General features: G+C 64.6%; 17 protein-coding genes. 9 read left to right on the forward strand and 8 right to left on the reverse strand.

Going from position 1 to position 15,234, the window contains the following annotated elements; translation table 11 throughout:
* The gene (locus ACE10X_RS24760; RefSeq protein WP_375762997.1) at nt 1-531 is read left to right on the forward strand and encodes a hypothetical protein; all 531 of its coding nucleotides are present in this window, start codon (nt 1-3) and stop codon (nt 529-531) included.
* On the opposite strand, the gene ACE10X_RS24765 is transcribed toward ACE10X_RS24760, so the two are convergent.
* The 3 genes from ACE10X_RS24765 to ACE10X_RS24775 all read right to left on the reverse strand — a co-directional run bounded on the left by ACE10X_RS24765 (nt 528) and on the right by ACE10X_RS24775 (nt 3,860).
* Nucleotides 528-656 (reverse strand): hypothetical protein, encoded by a 129-nt coding sequence (locus tag ACE10X_RS24765; RefSeq protein WP_256527872.1) that lies wholly within the window; start codon nt 654-656, stop codon nt 528-530. The two genes, ACE10X_RS24760 and ACE10X_RS24765, sit on opposite strands and share 4 nt — an antisense overlap.
* A 72-nt stretch (nt 657-728) precedes the next feature.
* On the reverse strand, nt 729-2,126 hold the full coding sequence (locus ACE10X_RS24770; RefSeq protein WP_375762998.1) for an ammonium transporter: 1,398 nt from the start codon (nt 2,124-2,126) through the stop codon (nt 729-731).
* Nucleotides 2,127-2,627: 501 nt separating this feature from the next.
* A complete protein-coding gene (locus ACE10X_RS24775; RefSeq protein ID WP_375762999.1) occupies nt 2,628-3,860 on the reverse strand; it encodes an MFS transporter in 1,233 nt (410 codons plus the stop codon).
* Nucleotides 3,861-3,993: 133 nt separating this feature from the next.
* On the opposite strand from ACE10X_RS24775, the gene ACE10X_RS24780 reads away from it, so the two are divergent.
* Nucleotides 3,994-4,596 carry a TetR/AcrR family transcriptional regulator gene (locus ACE10X_RS24780; protein ID WP_375763000.1) on the forward strand — a complete coding sequence of 201 codons (603 nt, stop codon included), beginning with the start codon at nt 3,994-3,996 and terminating at the stop codon, nt 4,594-4,596.
* Between the two features lie 148 nt (nt 4,597-4,744).
* Complete coding sequence (locus ACE10X_RS24785; protein ID WP_375763001.1) at nt 4,745-5,950, forward strand: serine hydrolase domain-containing protein; 1,206 nt, start codon at nt 4,745-4,747, stop codon at nt 5,948-5,950.
* 104 nt (nt 5,951-6,054) lie between these two features.
* On the opposite strand, the gene ACE10X_RS24790 is transcribed toward ACE10X_RS24785, so the two are convergent.
* Nucleotides 6,055-7,428 carry a PleD family two-component system response regulator gene (locus tag ACE10X_RS24790; protein WP_168857442.1) on the reverse strand — a complete coding sequence of 458 codons (1,374 nt, stop codon included), beginning with the start codon at nt 7,426-7,428 and terminating at the stop codon, nt 6,055-6,057.
* Nucleotides 7,429-7,443: 15 nt separating this feature from the next.
* Nucleotides 7,444-7,809, reverse strand: a complete 366-nt coding sequence (locus ACE10X_RS24795; protein ID WP_028336390.1) for a response regulator — start codon at nt 7,807-7,809, stop codon at nt 7,444-7,446.
* A 228-nt stretch (nt 7,810-8,037) separates the two neighbouring features.
* On the opposite strand from ACE10X_RS24795, the gene ACE10X_RS24800 reads away from it, so the two are divergent.
* A complete protein-coding gene (locus ACE10X_RS24800; protein ID WP_225646969.1) occupies nt 8,038-8,337 on the forward strand; it encodes a DUF3572 domain-containing protein in 300 nt (99 codons plus the stop codon).
* A complete protein-coding gene (locus ACE10X_RS24805; protein WP_375763002.1) occupies nt 8,316-9,632 on the forward strand; it encodes a DNA polymerase IV in 1,317 nt (438 codons plus the stop codon). Before ACE10X_RS24800 ends, ACE10X_RS24805 begins: the two co-directional genes overlap by 22 nt.
* Before the next feature lie 103 nt (nt 9,633-9,735).
* On the opposite strand, the gene ACE10X_RS24810 is transcribed toward ACE10X_RS24805, so the two are convergent.
* Nucleotides 9,736-10,137 (reverse strand): RidA family protein, encoded by a 402-nt coding sequence (locus ACE10X_RS24810; RefSeq protein ID WP_253590036.1) that lies wholly within the window; start codon nt 10,135-10,137, stop codon nt 9,736-9,738.
* A 252-nt stretch (nt 10,138-10,389) separates the two neighbouring features.
* A complete protein-coding gene (locus tag ACE10X_RS24815; protein WP_375763003.1) occupies nt 10,390-11,256 on the reverse strand; it encodes a cell envelope integrity EipB family protein in 867 nt (288 codons plus the stop codon).
* 265 nt (nt 11,257-11,521) lie between these two features.
* On the opposite strand from ACE10X_RS24815, the gene ACE10X_RS24820 reads away from it, so the two are divergent.
* From ACE10X_RS24820 to ACE10X_RS24835, 4 genes are all read left to right on the forward strand, one after another.
* Nucleotides 11,522-11,989, forward strand: coding sequence for a RidA family protein (locus tag ACE10X_RS24820; RefSeq protein WP_016845428.1), 468 nt, complete (start codon nt 11,522-11,524; stop codon nt 11,987-11,989).
* Nucleotides 11,990-11,992: 3 nt separating this feature from the next.
* Nucleotides 11,993-12,745: a glycerophosphodiester phosphodiesterase gene (locus ACE10X_RS24825; protein ID WP_038385779.1), complete on the forward strand. Its 753-nt coding sequence runs from the start codon at nt 11,993-11,995 to the stop codon at nt 12,743-12,745.
* 165 nt (nt 12,746-12,910) lie between these two features.
* Entirely contained in the window at nt 12,911-14,161 is a 1,251-nt protein-coding gene (locus ACE10X_RS24830; RefSeq protein ID WP_038385780.1) for a GNAT family N-acetyltransferase, read from the forward strand.
* Between the two features lie 52 nt (nt 14,162-14,213).
* Nucleotides 14,214-14,639, forward strand: a complete 426-nt coding sequence (locus ACE10X_RS24835) for an HIT family protein (RefSeq protein ID WP_028343342.1) — start codon at nt 14,214-14,216, stop codon at nt 14,637-14,639.
* A 101-nt stretch (nt 14,640-14,740) separates the two neighbouring features.
* On the opposite strand, the gene tsaA is transcribed toward ACE10X_RS24835, so the two are convergent.
* On the reverse strand, nt 14,741-15,232 hold the full coding sequence (gene tsaA / locus ACE10X_RS24840; RefSeq protein ID WP_038385781.1) for a tRNA (N6-threonylcarbamoyladenosine(37)-N6)-methyltransferase TrmO: 492 nt from the start codon (nt 15,230-15,232) through the stop codon (nt 14,741-14,743).
* Nucleotides 15,233-15,234 lie beyond the last annotated feature (2 nt).

Below are 15,234 nucleotides of genomic sequence, written 5' to 3' on the forward strand. Positions count from 1 at the left end.
ATGATCGCAACCTTGGACGAGGGAAACGTCGGCGGCTACTCGGTCGCTTACGGCCGCGAGGACATCTACTTTCCGGTCTATGTCACGGCAGCCCTCGCCGCGATCTTCCTGACCGCGACCTGGATCACGGGCGCGATCTATTGGCTGGCGCTGGCAGCGGCAGCGGGCGGCTTCACCTATTACAACATCCCCCTGCTGGAGGCTGGTCGTCCGACGATCGGGGCCAACCAGTACGGCATCTTCATCCAGGCCTTCGGGCTGATCCGCTGGCGCGCCATCACGCGCATCGACCTCGTCGAGATCGCTGAGCGCGCGATGACGGTTCACGAGTTGCAGATCGCGCTTAACGGACCGCTCGGCAGCTCGCTGGTGGCCGATTGGCGCAAGCGGCCGGCCTACCGGCTGTTGATGCGCCTGCCGTGGCGCATGGACCATCGTGGCGTGGTCCGCGTCAATCTGGAGCCATTCGACCGGACGCCCGACGAGATCCACCGGACGTTCCTCAGGATGTGGCGTTACTACCGGAGCTAACCCTTGAACGCCTCGTCACGCAGATGCGCGTCTGCGATCTCTGCATCCGGATTGTGTGTGATCGTCATGAACCAAATGAGGCTGAAGAACAGCGACCACGCTGTGTTCCAATAGAACCAGTTCATCGGATCACCTCGAACAGCTTAGATCCGCGCCAGCGGGCGAAGATCGCCAGCTGCGCGGAATGCCGCCAAAGTCTACTGCACGACCTCGCCGTGCAGTGCAAGATCCAACCCTTCGCGCTCGATGTCCCGCGTCACGCGAAGCCCGACGAAGAGATTGATCACGAACAGGATGATCAGGCTCACCACGGCATCATACACGAAAACCGTCGCAACGCCGATGCATTGATTGAGGAACTGCCCGGGATTTCCTTCCAGAACACCTGCCGTTCCACCATACTGCTCGACCGCGAACACCCCGGTCAGCAGCGCCCCGACGATGCCGCCAAGGGCATGGACACCGAAGCAGTCCAGCGCATCATCGTAGCTGAACATGCGCTTCAAGCCGGTGCATCCCCAGTAGCAGCAGACGCCGGCGGCGATGCCGATCGCGAAAGCGCCGACCGGCCCGACGAAGCCGGAGGCCGGCGTGATCGCGACGAGGCCCGCCACGGCACCCGAGCAGATGCCGACCACGGTCGGCTTGCCCTTCAACGCCCATTCGACCAGCATCCAGGTGAAGCCTGCCACAGCCGTTGCGATCTGGGTCACCAGCATGGCCATGCCCGCCTGCATTCCGGCCGTGACGGCGGAGCCGGCATTGAAGCCGAACCAGCCGACCCACAACAGCGAGGCGCCAATGAAGGTCAGCACCATATTGTGCGCCGGCCCCGTCTCGACGCGCTTGCCGAGCATGATGGCGCACATCAGGCCGGCCACGCCGGCATTGATGTGCACAACGGTGCCGCCGGCGAAATCGAGAACCTTGACATACGCAGCGTCGTTGCCGGCCGAGAATATGCCGTCAGGGCCCCAGACCCAGTGCGCGATCGGCGCATAGACGAAGATCGCCCACAGCCCGATGAACCAGAGCATCGCGGAGAACTTCATCCGCTCGGCAAAAGCGCCGGCGATCAGCGCCGGCGTGATGATGGCGAACGTCATCTGGAAGCAGATGTAAACGGACTCGGGGATCGTCGCAGCGAGCGGATTGGGATTGCCGATGCCACCCTTGCCGATGTCGCTCAGGATGTCCTTGAGGAACAGGCGATCGAGTCCGCCGATGAACGGCGTGCCGGCACGAAACGCCAGGCTGTAGGTGAGGACGGCAAACAGGATCGTGACCAGGCAGGTGACCGCGAAACTGGTCATCACGGTGTCGCCGACATTCTTCTTGCGCACCATGCCGCCATAGAACAGTCCGAGCCCCGGGATCGTCATCATCAGGACGAGCGCGACTGACGTGAGCATCCAGGCGGTGTCGCCAGAATTCGGCGTGCACTTCTCGAGAATCTTGCCGCCACAGGCAGGCGGCGCCGCCGCATCCTCGGCCAGCGCAAGATCGCTGAACAGCAGGCAAAGGAACGCCACGCCCAACAAGGCAACCACGATTCTCACGAGCTTCTGGCGCGTGTGTGTCGCAGACTCCATCATCGACCTCCCATCACAAAGGAAATGCTGGCGTTCCGAATGGGCGCGGCGCGTTCGCAGCGTGAGCGCCGAAGGACAGCGCGCGTCCGGCTATCGGGATGTCTCGAAGTGCCGCGGTGCGGGTGGCGGGATGCAGCGAAGTCGCAGCGGCATCAGGCCCGACGCAGGGCACAAGGGCCTCCTGCTCGGCGGCGCGGCAAAGGCCGTGGTGCGCGGATGGCTGGAGAATGACGGCGACTAGCCCCATCGCGGCCAGCCCTTCCCAAAGGTCCCCAGGCCGGAACCTCAGCGAGGGCTTCCGGCACGATTTCCAGCCAAATTGAAACAAGATTCGTGCCACCCTGCGCGCCGTGTAACACTTTGAAAACGCTATCGCTTCGATCCACGGCCGGAGCCGCATCGCGCTCCATTGCACGCTCTTGCGGCAAGTGGCCGGTCAAAAACTAGGCAGCATCTGGCCACTGCCCTCGCAAGGAGCAGCCGCCAGCTTTGCAGGGATTTCTGCTAAGCGGCCTTCAGCAGCGGCGGCTGCGCCGGCCGGATCAGCGCGAAAGCGAGTTGGATGATGCCGCCGGCAAGGCCCAGCGCGACGCCGATGCGCCAGGCCATGGTGTAGGAGCCGAGCGAGTCGTAGATCAGCCCTCCTCCGTAAGCGCCGAGGAAGCTGCCGACCTGGTGGCTCATGAAGGCGAGGCCCTGGATCATCGCCTGCCAGCGCAAGCCGAACATCTCGGCCACCGCGCCCGCGACCAGCGGACCGACGCCCATCCAGAGGAAGCCCATGATCGCGCCGAACAGCAGCGTCGAGCCGGGCGTCGCCGGCAGCATGAAGTACCAGGCGAGCGCCAGCGAGCGCAGGATGTAGATCGCGCCGAGCAGCGCCAGCTTGTTCCAGCGCTGGCCGGCCCAGCCGAAGAACAGCGAGCCCAGCACATTGAAGCCGCCGATCATGCCGAGCGTCTGCGCGCTCAGCATCGGATCGAGCCCGCAGATCGCGAGATACGACGGCAGATGCGTGGTGAGGAAGACGAGCTGCATGCCGCAGACCATGTAGGCACAGGTCATCACCACGAAGGCTGCGTTGCTGAACGCGGTCTTCGCCGCTGTCGCCGCGGTGGCGTTGCCGATGTCGTCGCCAGCGGGCTTCGGCAGCGGAATCCTGTCGACGCGGCCGGCGTACAACGCAGCCGGAATCATGAAGACCGAGAGGATCACGAAGCCGGCAAGTCCGACGCGCCAACCGAAACCCTCATTGAGCATCTGGCCGATCGGCGCCGACAGCAGCGCGCCGAGCGAGCCCGCGGCGGAGACCATGCCGAGCACGGTCGAGCGTACCGTCTCCGGCACCGCGCGCGCCGAGACCGACATTGCGATCGCATTCGCGGTGCAGGCGAGCGAAAGGCCGATCAGGACACCGGCGCCGATCATGATGGCAACGAGCCCATGCGCCGTCGTCATCAGCACGAGGCCCGCGATGTAGGCCAGCGCGCCGACCACCATGATCGGGCGGAAGCCGTAACGCACCGTCATCGCGCCGGCGACCGGCTGCAGAAAGCCCCACGCGAGGTTCTGCACCGCAAGCGCCAGCGTGAAATGGGATATCGAGATGCCGATGTCGTGCGTCAGCGGCTGCATGAAGATGCCGAGGCTCTGCCGCAGTCCCATGCTCAGCGTGAGCATGATGGAGGCGCCGATCAGGATGGGAAGCGTGGGACGCAGGACCTGCAACAGGGGCATTGTTCTTGTTCTCCCATAACAGCACGGCACGCGTGCCATGGCCTGCGATTCACGCATGTTTTGGTTACACAGACCTGTGTACTTAGGCTATACAGGGGGCTGACTGTCAAGCGAAGAGGATCACGGCTGGCGCATGGCTTCCCCGCCTCCCAAACAGACCATGAAGGAGCGGATCCTCGAGACCGCCGACAAGCTCTTCTACCTGCAAGGCATTCGCGCCATCGGCGTCGACACCATCGCGGCCGAGATCGGCATCAGCAAGCGCACGCTCTACAACCACTTCCCGTCGAAGGACGCGCTGATAGAAGCCTATCTGCAACGCCGCTTCGTGCAGCCGCGTCCCTCCGACAAGCCGCCGGCCGAGCAGATTCTCGCAACCTTCGATTCGCTGGAGCGGCGCTTCTCGGCGAAGGATTTTCGCGGCTGCCCGTTCGTGAACGCGGTGGCCGAGCTCGGGCCGGAGGACGAGGATCGCACCTTCAGGAACATCGCAATCGCCTTCAAGGAAAGCCGCCGGCTCTGGTTTCGCGATCTGCTGCGACAGCTCGGCGTCGCCGATGCCGAGGGACTTGCGACCCAGCTCACGCTGCTGGTCGATGGCTCGATCGCGCAGGATCTGGTGCGCGACGATCCGGCGATGGCGCGCGCGGCCAAGGAAGCCGCGCGCGTGTTGCTGGCAAATGCAGGCGTCAAGGTCGGCAGCCCCGCCCCCGCCGGCAAGAAACGCGCCGGATAAATCCGGTTGCGTGCGGAAGTCAGGTTTGGTTGTTAACACCGACCACAGGCCACGGCATTCCCGGCTGGATATTCCGTCCGGCGAGATTGGCAGCGACCGCGCGAAGACCTGCTACTTAGAAGACTTGCGGCACAACAGGGGAACGACCATGGAAGATCTGAAGGTGACGGCCACCGGCTATGATTTCGCGCCGGCGCGCGCGGCCATGCAGCGCTATATCGACAACGATCTCCTGTCCGGCATCTCCTGGACGGTTCTGGTCGGGCGCGACATCGCTGACACGGGATGCGTCGGATGGGCCGACAAGGAAGCGCAGATTCCGCTGCGCACCGATCACATCTTCCGCGTCTTCTCCAACACCAAGCTGATCACCTCCTGCGCGGCGCTGCTGCTGGTCGAGGAAGGCCGCTTCCGGCTCGACGATCCGATCGAGACCTTCATCCCGCAACTCAGAAACCGGAAGGTGCTGCGGCCGGGCGCGACGTCGATCGACGACACCGAGCCGGCGCAGCGGTCGATCACCATTCGCCATCTGCTGAGTCACTCGGCCGGCCTCAGCTACGGCCTGTTCGATCCGGGCACACCGATTTTCAAGGCCTACAACGAGCGCAAGATCCTCAATCCGATGACGACGCTCGCCGACATGGTCGACGGTCTGTCCGATCTGCCGCTGGTGTTCCATCCCGGCTCGTCATGGGAATATTCCGTTGCCATCGACGTGGTCGCACGGCTGGTCGAGGTGGTGAGCGGCCAGCCGTTCGACAAGTTCATCAAGGCGCGCATCCTCGATCCGCTCGGCATGGTCGACACCGGCTTCCATGTTCCGGAGAAGGATCACAACCGGCTCGTCGCCTATTACGCCGGCGCCGATCTGATGGACCCGATGAAGCCCGGGCTGACGCGCACCGACAACGCGCCCTATCCTGGCGCCTATCTGCGCCCGGTGCCGCGCTTCAATGGCGGCGGCGGCCTCGTCTCGACGCTGCACGACATGGTCGCGCTGATCCGCAGCCTGCTGCCCGGCGGACCGACGCTGCTGAAGCCGGAGACGATCGCGCAGGCGATGACCAACCAGCTCACACCGGGCCAATGGATCCGCTTCGCGATGATGGGCGAGCAACCCGGCAAGACCTATGGTCTTACCGGCGGACTGATCCTCAACCCCTCCCCGATCGATCATCCCGACGCCGCCGGCGAACTCTATTGGGGCGGCGTCGCAGGCACGCAGTGGTGGATTTCGCCCAAAACGGGCATCGCCGGCGTGATGATGGCGCAGCGCCAGATGGCGTTCGTCCATCCGTTCTCGTTCGAGTTCAAGCGGATGGCCTATGACGCGGTGAGACGCGGCCGCTAAGGGCACTTCGTAGCCCGGATGGAGCGCAGCGAAATCCGGGAAGCTGGTGCAAGCGGCGCGATACCCCGGATTGCGCTTCGCTGCATCCGGGCTACGAGATCGCGCTACGCTGCCGCAGACACCACGCGGTTGCGGCCGTCGTGCTTGGCGCGATAGAGCGCGGTGTCGGCGCGCTTGAGCACATCGGTGACCTGCTCGCCCTTGCGCTCCAGCGTGGTGAGACCGATCGAGATCGTGACTGTGATCCGCTTGCCGCCCTTGTCGACGGTGAAGGGCTCGCCCGCGATCGAGCGGCGCAGCCGCTCGGCGACCATGCCGGCGACGTGCAGGTCGGTCTCGGGCATCACGATGACGAACTCCTCGCCACCGTAGCGGCAGGCGAGATCAATGCCGCGGATCGACTTGCGGATGCGGACGGCGAATTCGCGCAGCACGTCGTCGCCGGCATCGTGGCCGTAGGTGTCGTTGATCGCCTTGAAGTAGTCGATGTCGAGGATCATCAGCGCCAGCGGCTTGCCGCGGATCGAGGCCTGCTCCGCCAGCGTCGCGAGGTGGCTTTCCATGTAGCGCCGGTTGTTGAGACCGGTCAGCGCATCCGTGATCGCCATCTCGATCGAGTTCTGCACATTGTCGCGCAGATGATCGGTGTAGCGGCGGCGGCGGATCTGCGTGCGCGCCCGCGCCAACAGTTCGTTCTTGTCGACCGGACGCAGCAGGTAGTCGTTGACGCCGATCTCGAGCCCGCGCATCAGCCGCGTGTTGTTGTCGGCATCCGAGATGGCGAGGATCGGGACCTGGCGCGTGCGCTCCAGCGAGCGGGCCTGGCTGCACAGCCGCAGACCGTCGTAATTGTCGAGGCTGAGCGACACGATCAGCAAGTCGTAATTGCCCTCGGCGGCGTGGAACAAGGCTTCCGACGGATTGATCTCGACGTCGACGTTGTGTTCGGCGGAGAGGATCGGCGCCAGCTTCTCGTAGGACGACGGCCGGTCGTCGACGAGGAGAATGCGGCCGCCGGTTCCCTTGTCGGCGATCGCGCTGCGCTCGGGCGCCTGCATGCCGATCTCGAGCGAGGTGATGGCGCGCATGCGCAATTCGTCGGTCATCATTTTCAGCCGCGTCAGCGAGCGCACGCGCGCGATCAGCACGACGTCGGACACCGGCTTGGTCAGGAAGTCATCGGCGCCGGCTTCAAGGCCGCGCACGCGATCGGCCGGGCTGTCGAGCGCGGTGACGATGACGACCGGAATGAAATGGGTCGCCGGATTCGACTTCAGCCGGCGGCAGACCTCGAAGCCGTCCATGTCGGGCATCATGACGTCGAGCAGGATGATGTCGCATTCGGCGCGTGCGCAAATTTCCAGTGCCTCAGTCCCGTTGGAGGCAGTCAGCACATCGAAATATTCGGCTGACAGACGGGCTTCCAACAACTTGACGTTCGCCGGAACGTCATCGACCACGAGGATACGCGCGGACATTGCACCACAACTCCCCTATCCGATAAAGCGTCGGACAGTCTCAATAAATTTGCCGACCGAGATCGGCTTGGACAAATAGGCTTCGCAGCCGCCCTCGCGGATGCGTTCTTCGTCGCCCTTCATGGCGAAGGCGGTGACCGCGACCACCGGAATCGCGCGCAGATCGGGATCGTCCTTGATCCAGCGCGTGACCTCCAGGCCGGAAACCTGGGGTAGCTGGATGTCCATCAGGATGAGGTCGGGGCGCAGCTTGCGGACGAGGTCGAGCGCTTCGAAGCCATTGCTGGTGCCCGAAGTCTGATAGCCGTGCGCTTCCAACAGATCGCGAAAGAGCTTCATGTTGAGCTCGTTGTCCTCCACGATCAGGACGGTTTTGGCCATCCCGTCCCTCCCAAACCCAGGAGACGGGCCCGGCTGCGGTACCTCACGCACCGCGCTCGGGGCGCGTCGAAAATGTGAATTCAAACTAGCGCCAGAATCGCTCTAACCCGTTAACCCGAAGTCCAACTTCCGCAGCGTGGTTTCCGTTGCTTGAACACATGCGGAAGACTCGGGCATGATGGGCCTCTCAATAGAGACCATAAGTTAACGGAAAGGCAAACCGGCGCGTTGAAAAAGCCTGTTCACAACCCCCGGGAAGTTGCTGAAATCGTTGCGATTCAGGCGCTCGGCTTCATTGCCGGCGATCCCGAGCGGCTGGGCTTGTTCCTGGCCGAAACCGGAATCGGTCCAGAGACGCTGCGGAACGCCGCGTCCGATCCTCAATTTCTTGCGAGCGTGCTCGATTTCGTGATGCGCGACGACGCCACCGTGAAGGCGTTTGCCAAGGCCTCGGAACTGCACCCGACCAATATCGCCGCCGCCCATCAGGCGCTGGGCGACCCGAAATGGGAGCGCGACGTGCCGTGACGACGGCAGCGGCAGCTTCCGACGGCCCCCTCAGTTTCTGCCGAGACTGCCTCGGCGACCTCGATATCAAGGTGAAGCGATGCAGCCATTGCGGCTCGCCGCGGCTGGTGCGTCATCGCGCCCTGCCCGCGCTGGCGCTGGCGCACATCGACTGCGACGCGTTCTATGCCACCGTCGAGAAGCGCGACAATCCCGAGATCGCCGACCGCCCGGTCATCATCGGCGGCGGCAAGCGCGGCGTCGTGTCGGCCGCCTGTTACATCGCCCGCACCTATGGCGTCCGCTCGGCGATGCCGATGTTCAAGGCGCTGGAACTCTGCCCGGATGCGACCGTGATCCCGCCGGACATGGCGAAGTATGTCCGGGTCGGGCGCGAGGTGCGGCAGGCGATGCAGGCGCTGACGCCGCTGGTCGAGCCGCTGTCGATCGACGAAGCCTTCCTCGATCTCGCCGGCACGCAGCGCGTCCACGGCATGATCCCGGCCAAGGTGCTCGCCAAATTCGCCCGCGATGTCGAGCGCGACATCGGCATCACGGTGTCGGTCGGGCTGTCCTGCAACAAGTTCCTCGCCAAGATCGCTTCCGACCTCGACAAGCCGAGGGGCTTTGCCGCGCTCGACCAGGACGAGGCGCGCGAGATGCTGGCGAGCAAGCCGGTCGGGTTTATCTACGGCGTTGGCCCTGCGACCCAGGAGAAGCTGGTGCAGCGCGGTTTCCGCGTCATCGCCGACCTGCAGCGCGCCGACGAGAACGAATTGATGAAGCAGTTCGCGAGCGAAGGCCGTAGGCTGTGGCGGCTGGCGCGCGGCATCGACGACCGGAGCGTGGTGGCCGATCGCGGCGCCAAGACGATCTCGAGCGAGACGACCTTCGAGACCGACATCCGCGACTTCGCAACGCTGGAGAAACTGCTCTGGAAACTGTCCGAGAAGGTCTCGGCGCGGCTGAAGACCAGCGAACTCTCAGGCTGCACCATCACGCTGAAGCTGAAGACCGCGGACTTCCGCCAGCGTACCCGTTCGCAATCGATCCAGACCCCGACCCAGCTTGCCGCCAAGATCTTTGCGGTGTCGCGCGAGATGCTCGCGAAGGAAATTGACGGCACCGCCTTCCGCCTGATGGGCACCGGCGTCAGCGCGCTGCGCCCGGGCGCGCAGGCCAACGATTCCGACATGCTCGACCGCCGCTCGGCGCACGCCGAACGCGCGATGGACAATCTGCGCAGGAAATTCGGCAATGCCGCCGTGATCAGGGGCATTGCCTATGAGGGGCAGCAGAAGAGCGCGGAGGAGTAACCGGTCGTCATGGCCGGGCTTGACCCGGCCATCCATCAACGAGGACTCTTTGAAAAGCGATGGATGCGCGGGTCGAGCCCGCGCATGACGACTGCGCAGCCCTTCAATCCGCGACCGCAACCGCCTCGATCTCAATCAGCCATTCCGGCGCCGCGAGCGCGGTGACGCCGACCAGCGTAGAGGCCGGCGGCTCCATGCCCTCAAAGAATGCCGAGCGTGCCTTGCCGATGATGGGACGGAGCTCCGGCTTGTAGCCGACGACGAAGGTCGTGATCTTCACGATATTGGAATAGCTGGCCCCGGCGGCCTTCAGCGCCATGCCGAGGTTCTGCATCACCTGCGTCGTCTGCGCCGCAAGATCGCCGGCGCCGACCACGCGGCCCTCCTCGTCGACGGAGACCTGTCCCGAAATGTAGATCGTGCGCGCGCCGGAGGCGACGACGACGTGGGAGTAAGCCGGATTGTGATGCAGGCCGCTGGGGCGAAGATGGTCGAGCTCGCTCATGAGGTGCCTCCCTGACACGCGTGTTTAGGGAAGCGTACTCGTGTCGGACGGTTCAGGCCAGTGCGGTGTCGTGGAGTGCTCGGGCTTGCTCCGCCGTCGTCCCGGCGAAAGCCGGGACCCATAACCACCGAAGGTGATTGTTGCGCGACGTTGGGGCCACAGCCCCTTTAACAATTCAACCCTGTGGTTATGGGTCCCGGGTCGCGCTTCGCTTGCCCGGGACGACGCTGAGTGGGTGGCGATAGCCAGCCCTCACTTGCAGGGCTTGGAATCCCTGACGTCGAACTTGTCCAGCGCGCCCGAGATCACGAAATCGTTGTAGTCGAGTACCAGCGCACGGGAGACGCCGTTCTCGTAAAGCTCGAACGACATTGCGTAGACCGGCGTCTGCTCGCCGTCCTTCGCCCGCGCGTCGCTGTCGTAATAGCTCACCGTCACCGGCCAGCGCGTCATGGCCTTCATCGCATTGCTCGCCGTCGACGGATCGGGCGATGACGGCGCGCGATCGCCCGCGATCGGCCGCCCGATCACGGTCAGCGTGTTGTAGATCTTCTCGCCGTTGTCGGAGCCGTCATAGACGGTCTGCTCGAGCACCGACTTGCCGTCGCGGGCGGCAGCGATGATGTGCTGGATCTGCTCGGTCGGGAACACGATCTTGCCGTCGATATTGAACGTCTTTTTCACCGGCTGGGTCAGCTTCACGGTGATATGATCGCCGACCCGCTCGGCGATGCCGTCGACCGGCGACGATTCGCTGTCGTTCATCCGCGTGTCGATCTTGAAGCGGTAGCTTTTGCCCGACGCGTCCTCCCAGGACGTGGAGCGAAGATCGGACAGCGTCACCTTGCCCTCGCCGCTGTCGAGCTCGGACACCTGGCGGAATTCGGAGGTATAGCCTTCGCAGGAGTTGCCGGAGAAATTGTAGAGGATGCGCCCGCGCGCATCGCTGACCGAGTTGGAGCCGCGCGACTTCACCAGGCTGAGGTCATAGAGCGCCTGATGCGCGAGAAACGGCCCGCTGGCCGCCGCCGCGGCGGCCCCCTGAACCAGGCCGGATCCTGCGGCAACGGCGATCGCAAACACCAGGGCACGCGACGGAGTCCGGAACGGCAGGGTCATGTGGTTTCCTCGAGGAGGGCAGGGATTCGCCACAATAGTGACGGTGGTATTGCGCCGCAACTGGGGCAAGTCTGACAAAATGGCAATGTACGCAGCGAAAATGCCGTCATTTTCAGCAGCTTTCCGTGCGATTCGGCACCTCATGGCCGCGTTGTCCTCACCTTACCGTCGCTTGCAACCGGCGGCACGATGCGCGAAACAATCGAAGCAAACTTGGCCCTGACCGCGTTTCAGGCTTCGTGCAATCCAATTGGGGGACCAAAAAATGGCGGGTACCGTCGAACAAAAACTGGCGTCACAGGGCATCACACTTCCGGAGCCGACCTCCCCGGTCGCAAACTATGTCCCCTTCGTCCGCAGCGGAAACCTGCTGTTCGTGTCGGGCCAGGTCTGCTTCAACGCCGAGGGCAAGCTGATCGCCAAGGGCAAGCTCGGCGCCGGCGTCACGCTCGAACAGGGCGCCGCTGCCGCGCGCGGCTGCGCAATCAACCTGCTGGCCCAGATCAAGGCCGCGCTCGGCGACCTCGATAAGGTCGTGCGCGTGGTGCGGCTCGGCGGCTTCATCAATTCGGCGCCCGACTTCTTCGACGGGCCGAAGGTACTGAACGGCGCTTCCGACCTGATGGTCGAAGCATTCGGCGACAAGGGCCGCCACGCCCGCACCACCGTCGGCGTCGCCTCGCTGCCCGCGGACGCCGCGGTCGAAGTCGAAGGCGTGTTCGAAGTCGCCTGATCGATGCGCGCTCCTGATTGGCTGACGAAACGGCCGGTCGCCCATCGCGGCCTGCATGATGCCGCGCGCGGTATCATCGAGAACATGCCGGCCGCGGCCACCGCCGCGGTCGCCGGCAACTTTGCCATCGAGTGCGATATCCAGCTCACCGCCGACGGCGAGGCCATGGTGCATCACGACGATGCGCTCGGCCGCCTCACCGAGGGGGCGGGCCTGCTGGCGACCAGGACGGCGGCCGAGCTGAAGACCGTCAAGTTCAAGGACACCGCCGAGCAGATGATGACGCTCGGCGATCTCTGCGCGCTGGTCGCCGGCCGCGTGCCGCTGGTGGTCGAGGTGAAGAGCCATTTCGACGGCGACCGCAGACTGGTGCGGCGGATGGCCGAGGTACTGGCGTCCTATTCCGGCCCGGTGGTCGGCATGTCCTTCGATCCCGACCAGGTGCTGGCGCTGCGCGAGATCATGCCGAACCTGCCGCGCGGCATCACCGCCCAGCGCACCTATGACGACGGCCATTGGGACAAGCTGACGCCGGCGCAGCGCGACAGCATGCTTTACCTGCGGCACGGCTTTACGACCGAGCCGCATTTCGTCGCCTATTGGGTCAACCAGTTGCCGGCACCGGAGCCGTGGATCGCCCGCAATGTGTTCGGCTGTCCGCTGCTGGCCTGGACCGTGCGGACCGCGGAACAGCGCGAACGCGCGGCGCGCTACGCCGACCAGATGATTTTCGAGGGGTTTGTACCGGGAACCTGACATGTCCGCGACATGCCCCTGCAGTCTTGAACTCGTCGCTGCGACGCACGATGTTGGCGAAGGTTGGTCGTCATCGGCGATGGCGGAATGCGGGGCATGATCCGGAAGTGGGGCCAGCTGTTCCGGAAAGATCATGCTCAAACGAGGCACCGGTCTTCATTCTCGATGGCGTCTTCTGAAATCACCCTAGAGGCTGTAGCTGACATCGGCGGCATTCCGGCCGCCGAATGGGACGCCTGCGCCAATCCCAAGGCGGACGCGGACAGCATCCATCACCTCGACACGCTGGCCTCGCCCGGTTCCGCAAACGATTGCCAGACCGCCGCAAGTTCGAGCTATAACCCGTTCGTTTCCCACGCCTTTTTCGCCGCCGCGGAAGCCTCCAATTCGGCCTGCCCGCGGACCGGCTGGGGCCCGCGGCATCTGATCGCCAAACTCGACGGCCGGATCGTCGGCGTTGTGCCCTGCTATCTGAAATCGCACTCGCAGGGCGAATACGTGTTCGATCGCGGCTGGGCCGAGGCCTATCACCGCGCCGGCGGCAGCTATTACCCGAAGCTTCAGGTGTCCGTCCCCTTCACGCCCGCGACCGGGCCGCGGCTGTTGATCCGCGACGGCGTCGACCGCGAGGTGATCGGCTCGGCGCTGGCGCGCGGCCTGCGGGCACTCTGCAACGCCACCGAGGCCTCCTCCGTGCATGTGACGTTCGCCCGCGAGGACGAGGCCAGGTTCCTCGGCGCACACGGTTTCCTGCAGCGGACCGACCAGCAGTTTCACTGGCACAATGAGGGCTACAAGACCTTCGACGACTTTCTCGGCTCGCTGAACTCGCGCCACCGCAAGGGCATCAAGCGCGAGCGCCGCGAGGCGGTTTCCGCCGGGATCACCATCCACTGGCTGACCGGCGCCGACATCACCGAGGACGCCTGGGATGCGTTCTTCGAGTTCTACATGGAGACCGGCTCGCGCAAATGGGGCCGGCCGTATCTGACCCGAGAATTCTTCTCGCTGATCGGCGAGACCATGAGCCGGGACGTGCTGCTGGTGATGGCCAAGCGCAACGGCCGCTGGATCGCGGGTGCGATCAACTTTATCGGCTCGGACACGCTGTTCGGCCGCAACTGGGGCGCGATCGAGCACCACCCGTTCCTGCATTTCGAGGTCTGCTACTACCAAGCGATCGATTTCGCGGTTCAGCGCGGGCTCAAGGTGGTCGAGGCCGGCGCGCAGGGCGAGCACAAGCTGGCGCGCGGCTACCTGCCGCAGACCACCTATTCGGCGCATTTCATCGCCGATCCCGGACTGCGCCGGGCGATCGCCGATTACCTCAGGCGCGAGCGCGATTATGTCGCCGAGGTCGGCCGTGAGCTCGCCGAGGCCGGCCCGTTCCGCAAGACGGTCGACGACGACGCTTGACGTCTCCGCCGCCACCTAGGCAATAAAGCAGCATCATCGAGGAGCCGCCACCATGCCCGCCGCCTACGACAGCAATAACATTTTCGCAAAGATCCTGCGCGGCGAGCTGCCCTGCTACAAGGTCTATGAAGACGAGCACGTCTTCGCCTTCCTCGACATCATGCCGCGCTCGCCGGGGCATACGCTCGTCATTCCGAAGGCCCCTGCCCGCAACATCCTCGACATCAAGCCCGACGACTATGCGCACGTCGCGCGCGCCTCGCACAAGATCGCCGCCGCCGCGATGAAGGCATTCGAGGCCGACGGCATCACCGTGCAGCAATTCAACGAGCCAGCCGGTGGCCAGGTCGTGTTCCACCTGCACATGCACGTCATGCCGCGCAAGGACGGCGTCGCGCTGCTGCCGCCTGCGAGCCACAAGGAAGATGCCAAGGTGCTAGAGGCAAGCGCGGCAAAGCTGAGCGCAGCGTTGAAGTAATCCCACCGCTGTCATTCCGGGGCGCGCGGAGCGCGAACCCGGAATCTCGAGATTCCGGGTTCGATGCTTCGCATCGCCCCGGAATGACCGGTTGAGAGATTCTACTCCGTCTCGAAGTCCCCGGCCTGCGGCGGGGCGAGCGGGGTGAACTCGCAACGGTCGGGCTTGACGTCGATCAGCGGCGTCTCGTCGAGGCAGTCGAGGCCGCGCACCAGGATGACGTTGCCCTCGACGCCGACCAGCTTGACGATCGCGGTGCCGATCGGATTGGGGCGCACCGGCGAGCGCAGCGAAAAGGTGCCGCGGGTGCTGCCGTTGTTCTTCGGGCTTTGCAGCACGATGTCGCGGCGCGACTGGTGCAGCCAGTACAGCACCTCGAGATTTGAATAGAAATCGACGCCCTTGATCGCGGCGACCCAGGGCTCGAAAATCTCGAGCCGGCACACCGGGCCGTCGTGCCGCCCCTGCCGCGGCGTCGCCAGCCGCGAGGTCCAGGGCGTGCGGATGCGGCCGATGAAGACGAGCCCGGCATCGCGCGCCGTCGGCATGTCGACGGCGACCTCGCCCTGGCGCAGTTCCATTTCACGTACCATGT

Source organism: Bradyrhizobium sp. Pha-3, from assembly GCF_042258325.1.
GTDB classification, from domain to species: domain Bacteria; phylum Pseudomonadota; class Alphaproteobacteria; order Rhizobiales; family Xanthobacteraceae; genus Bradyrhizobium; species Bradyrhizobium elkanii.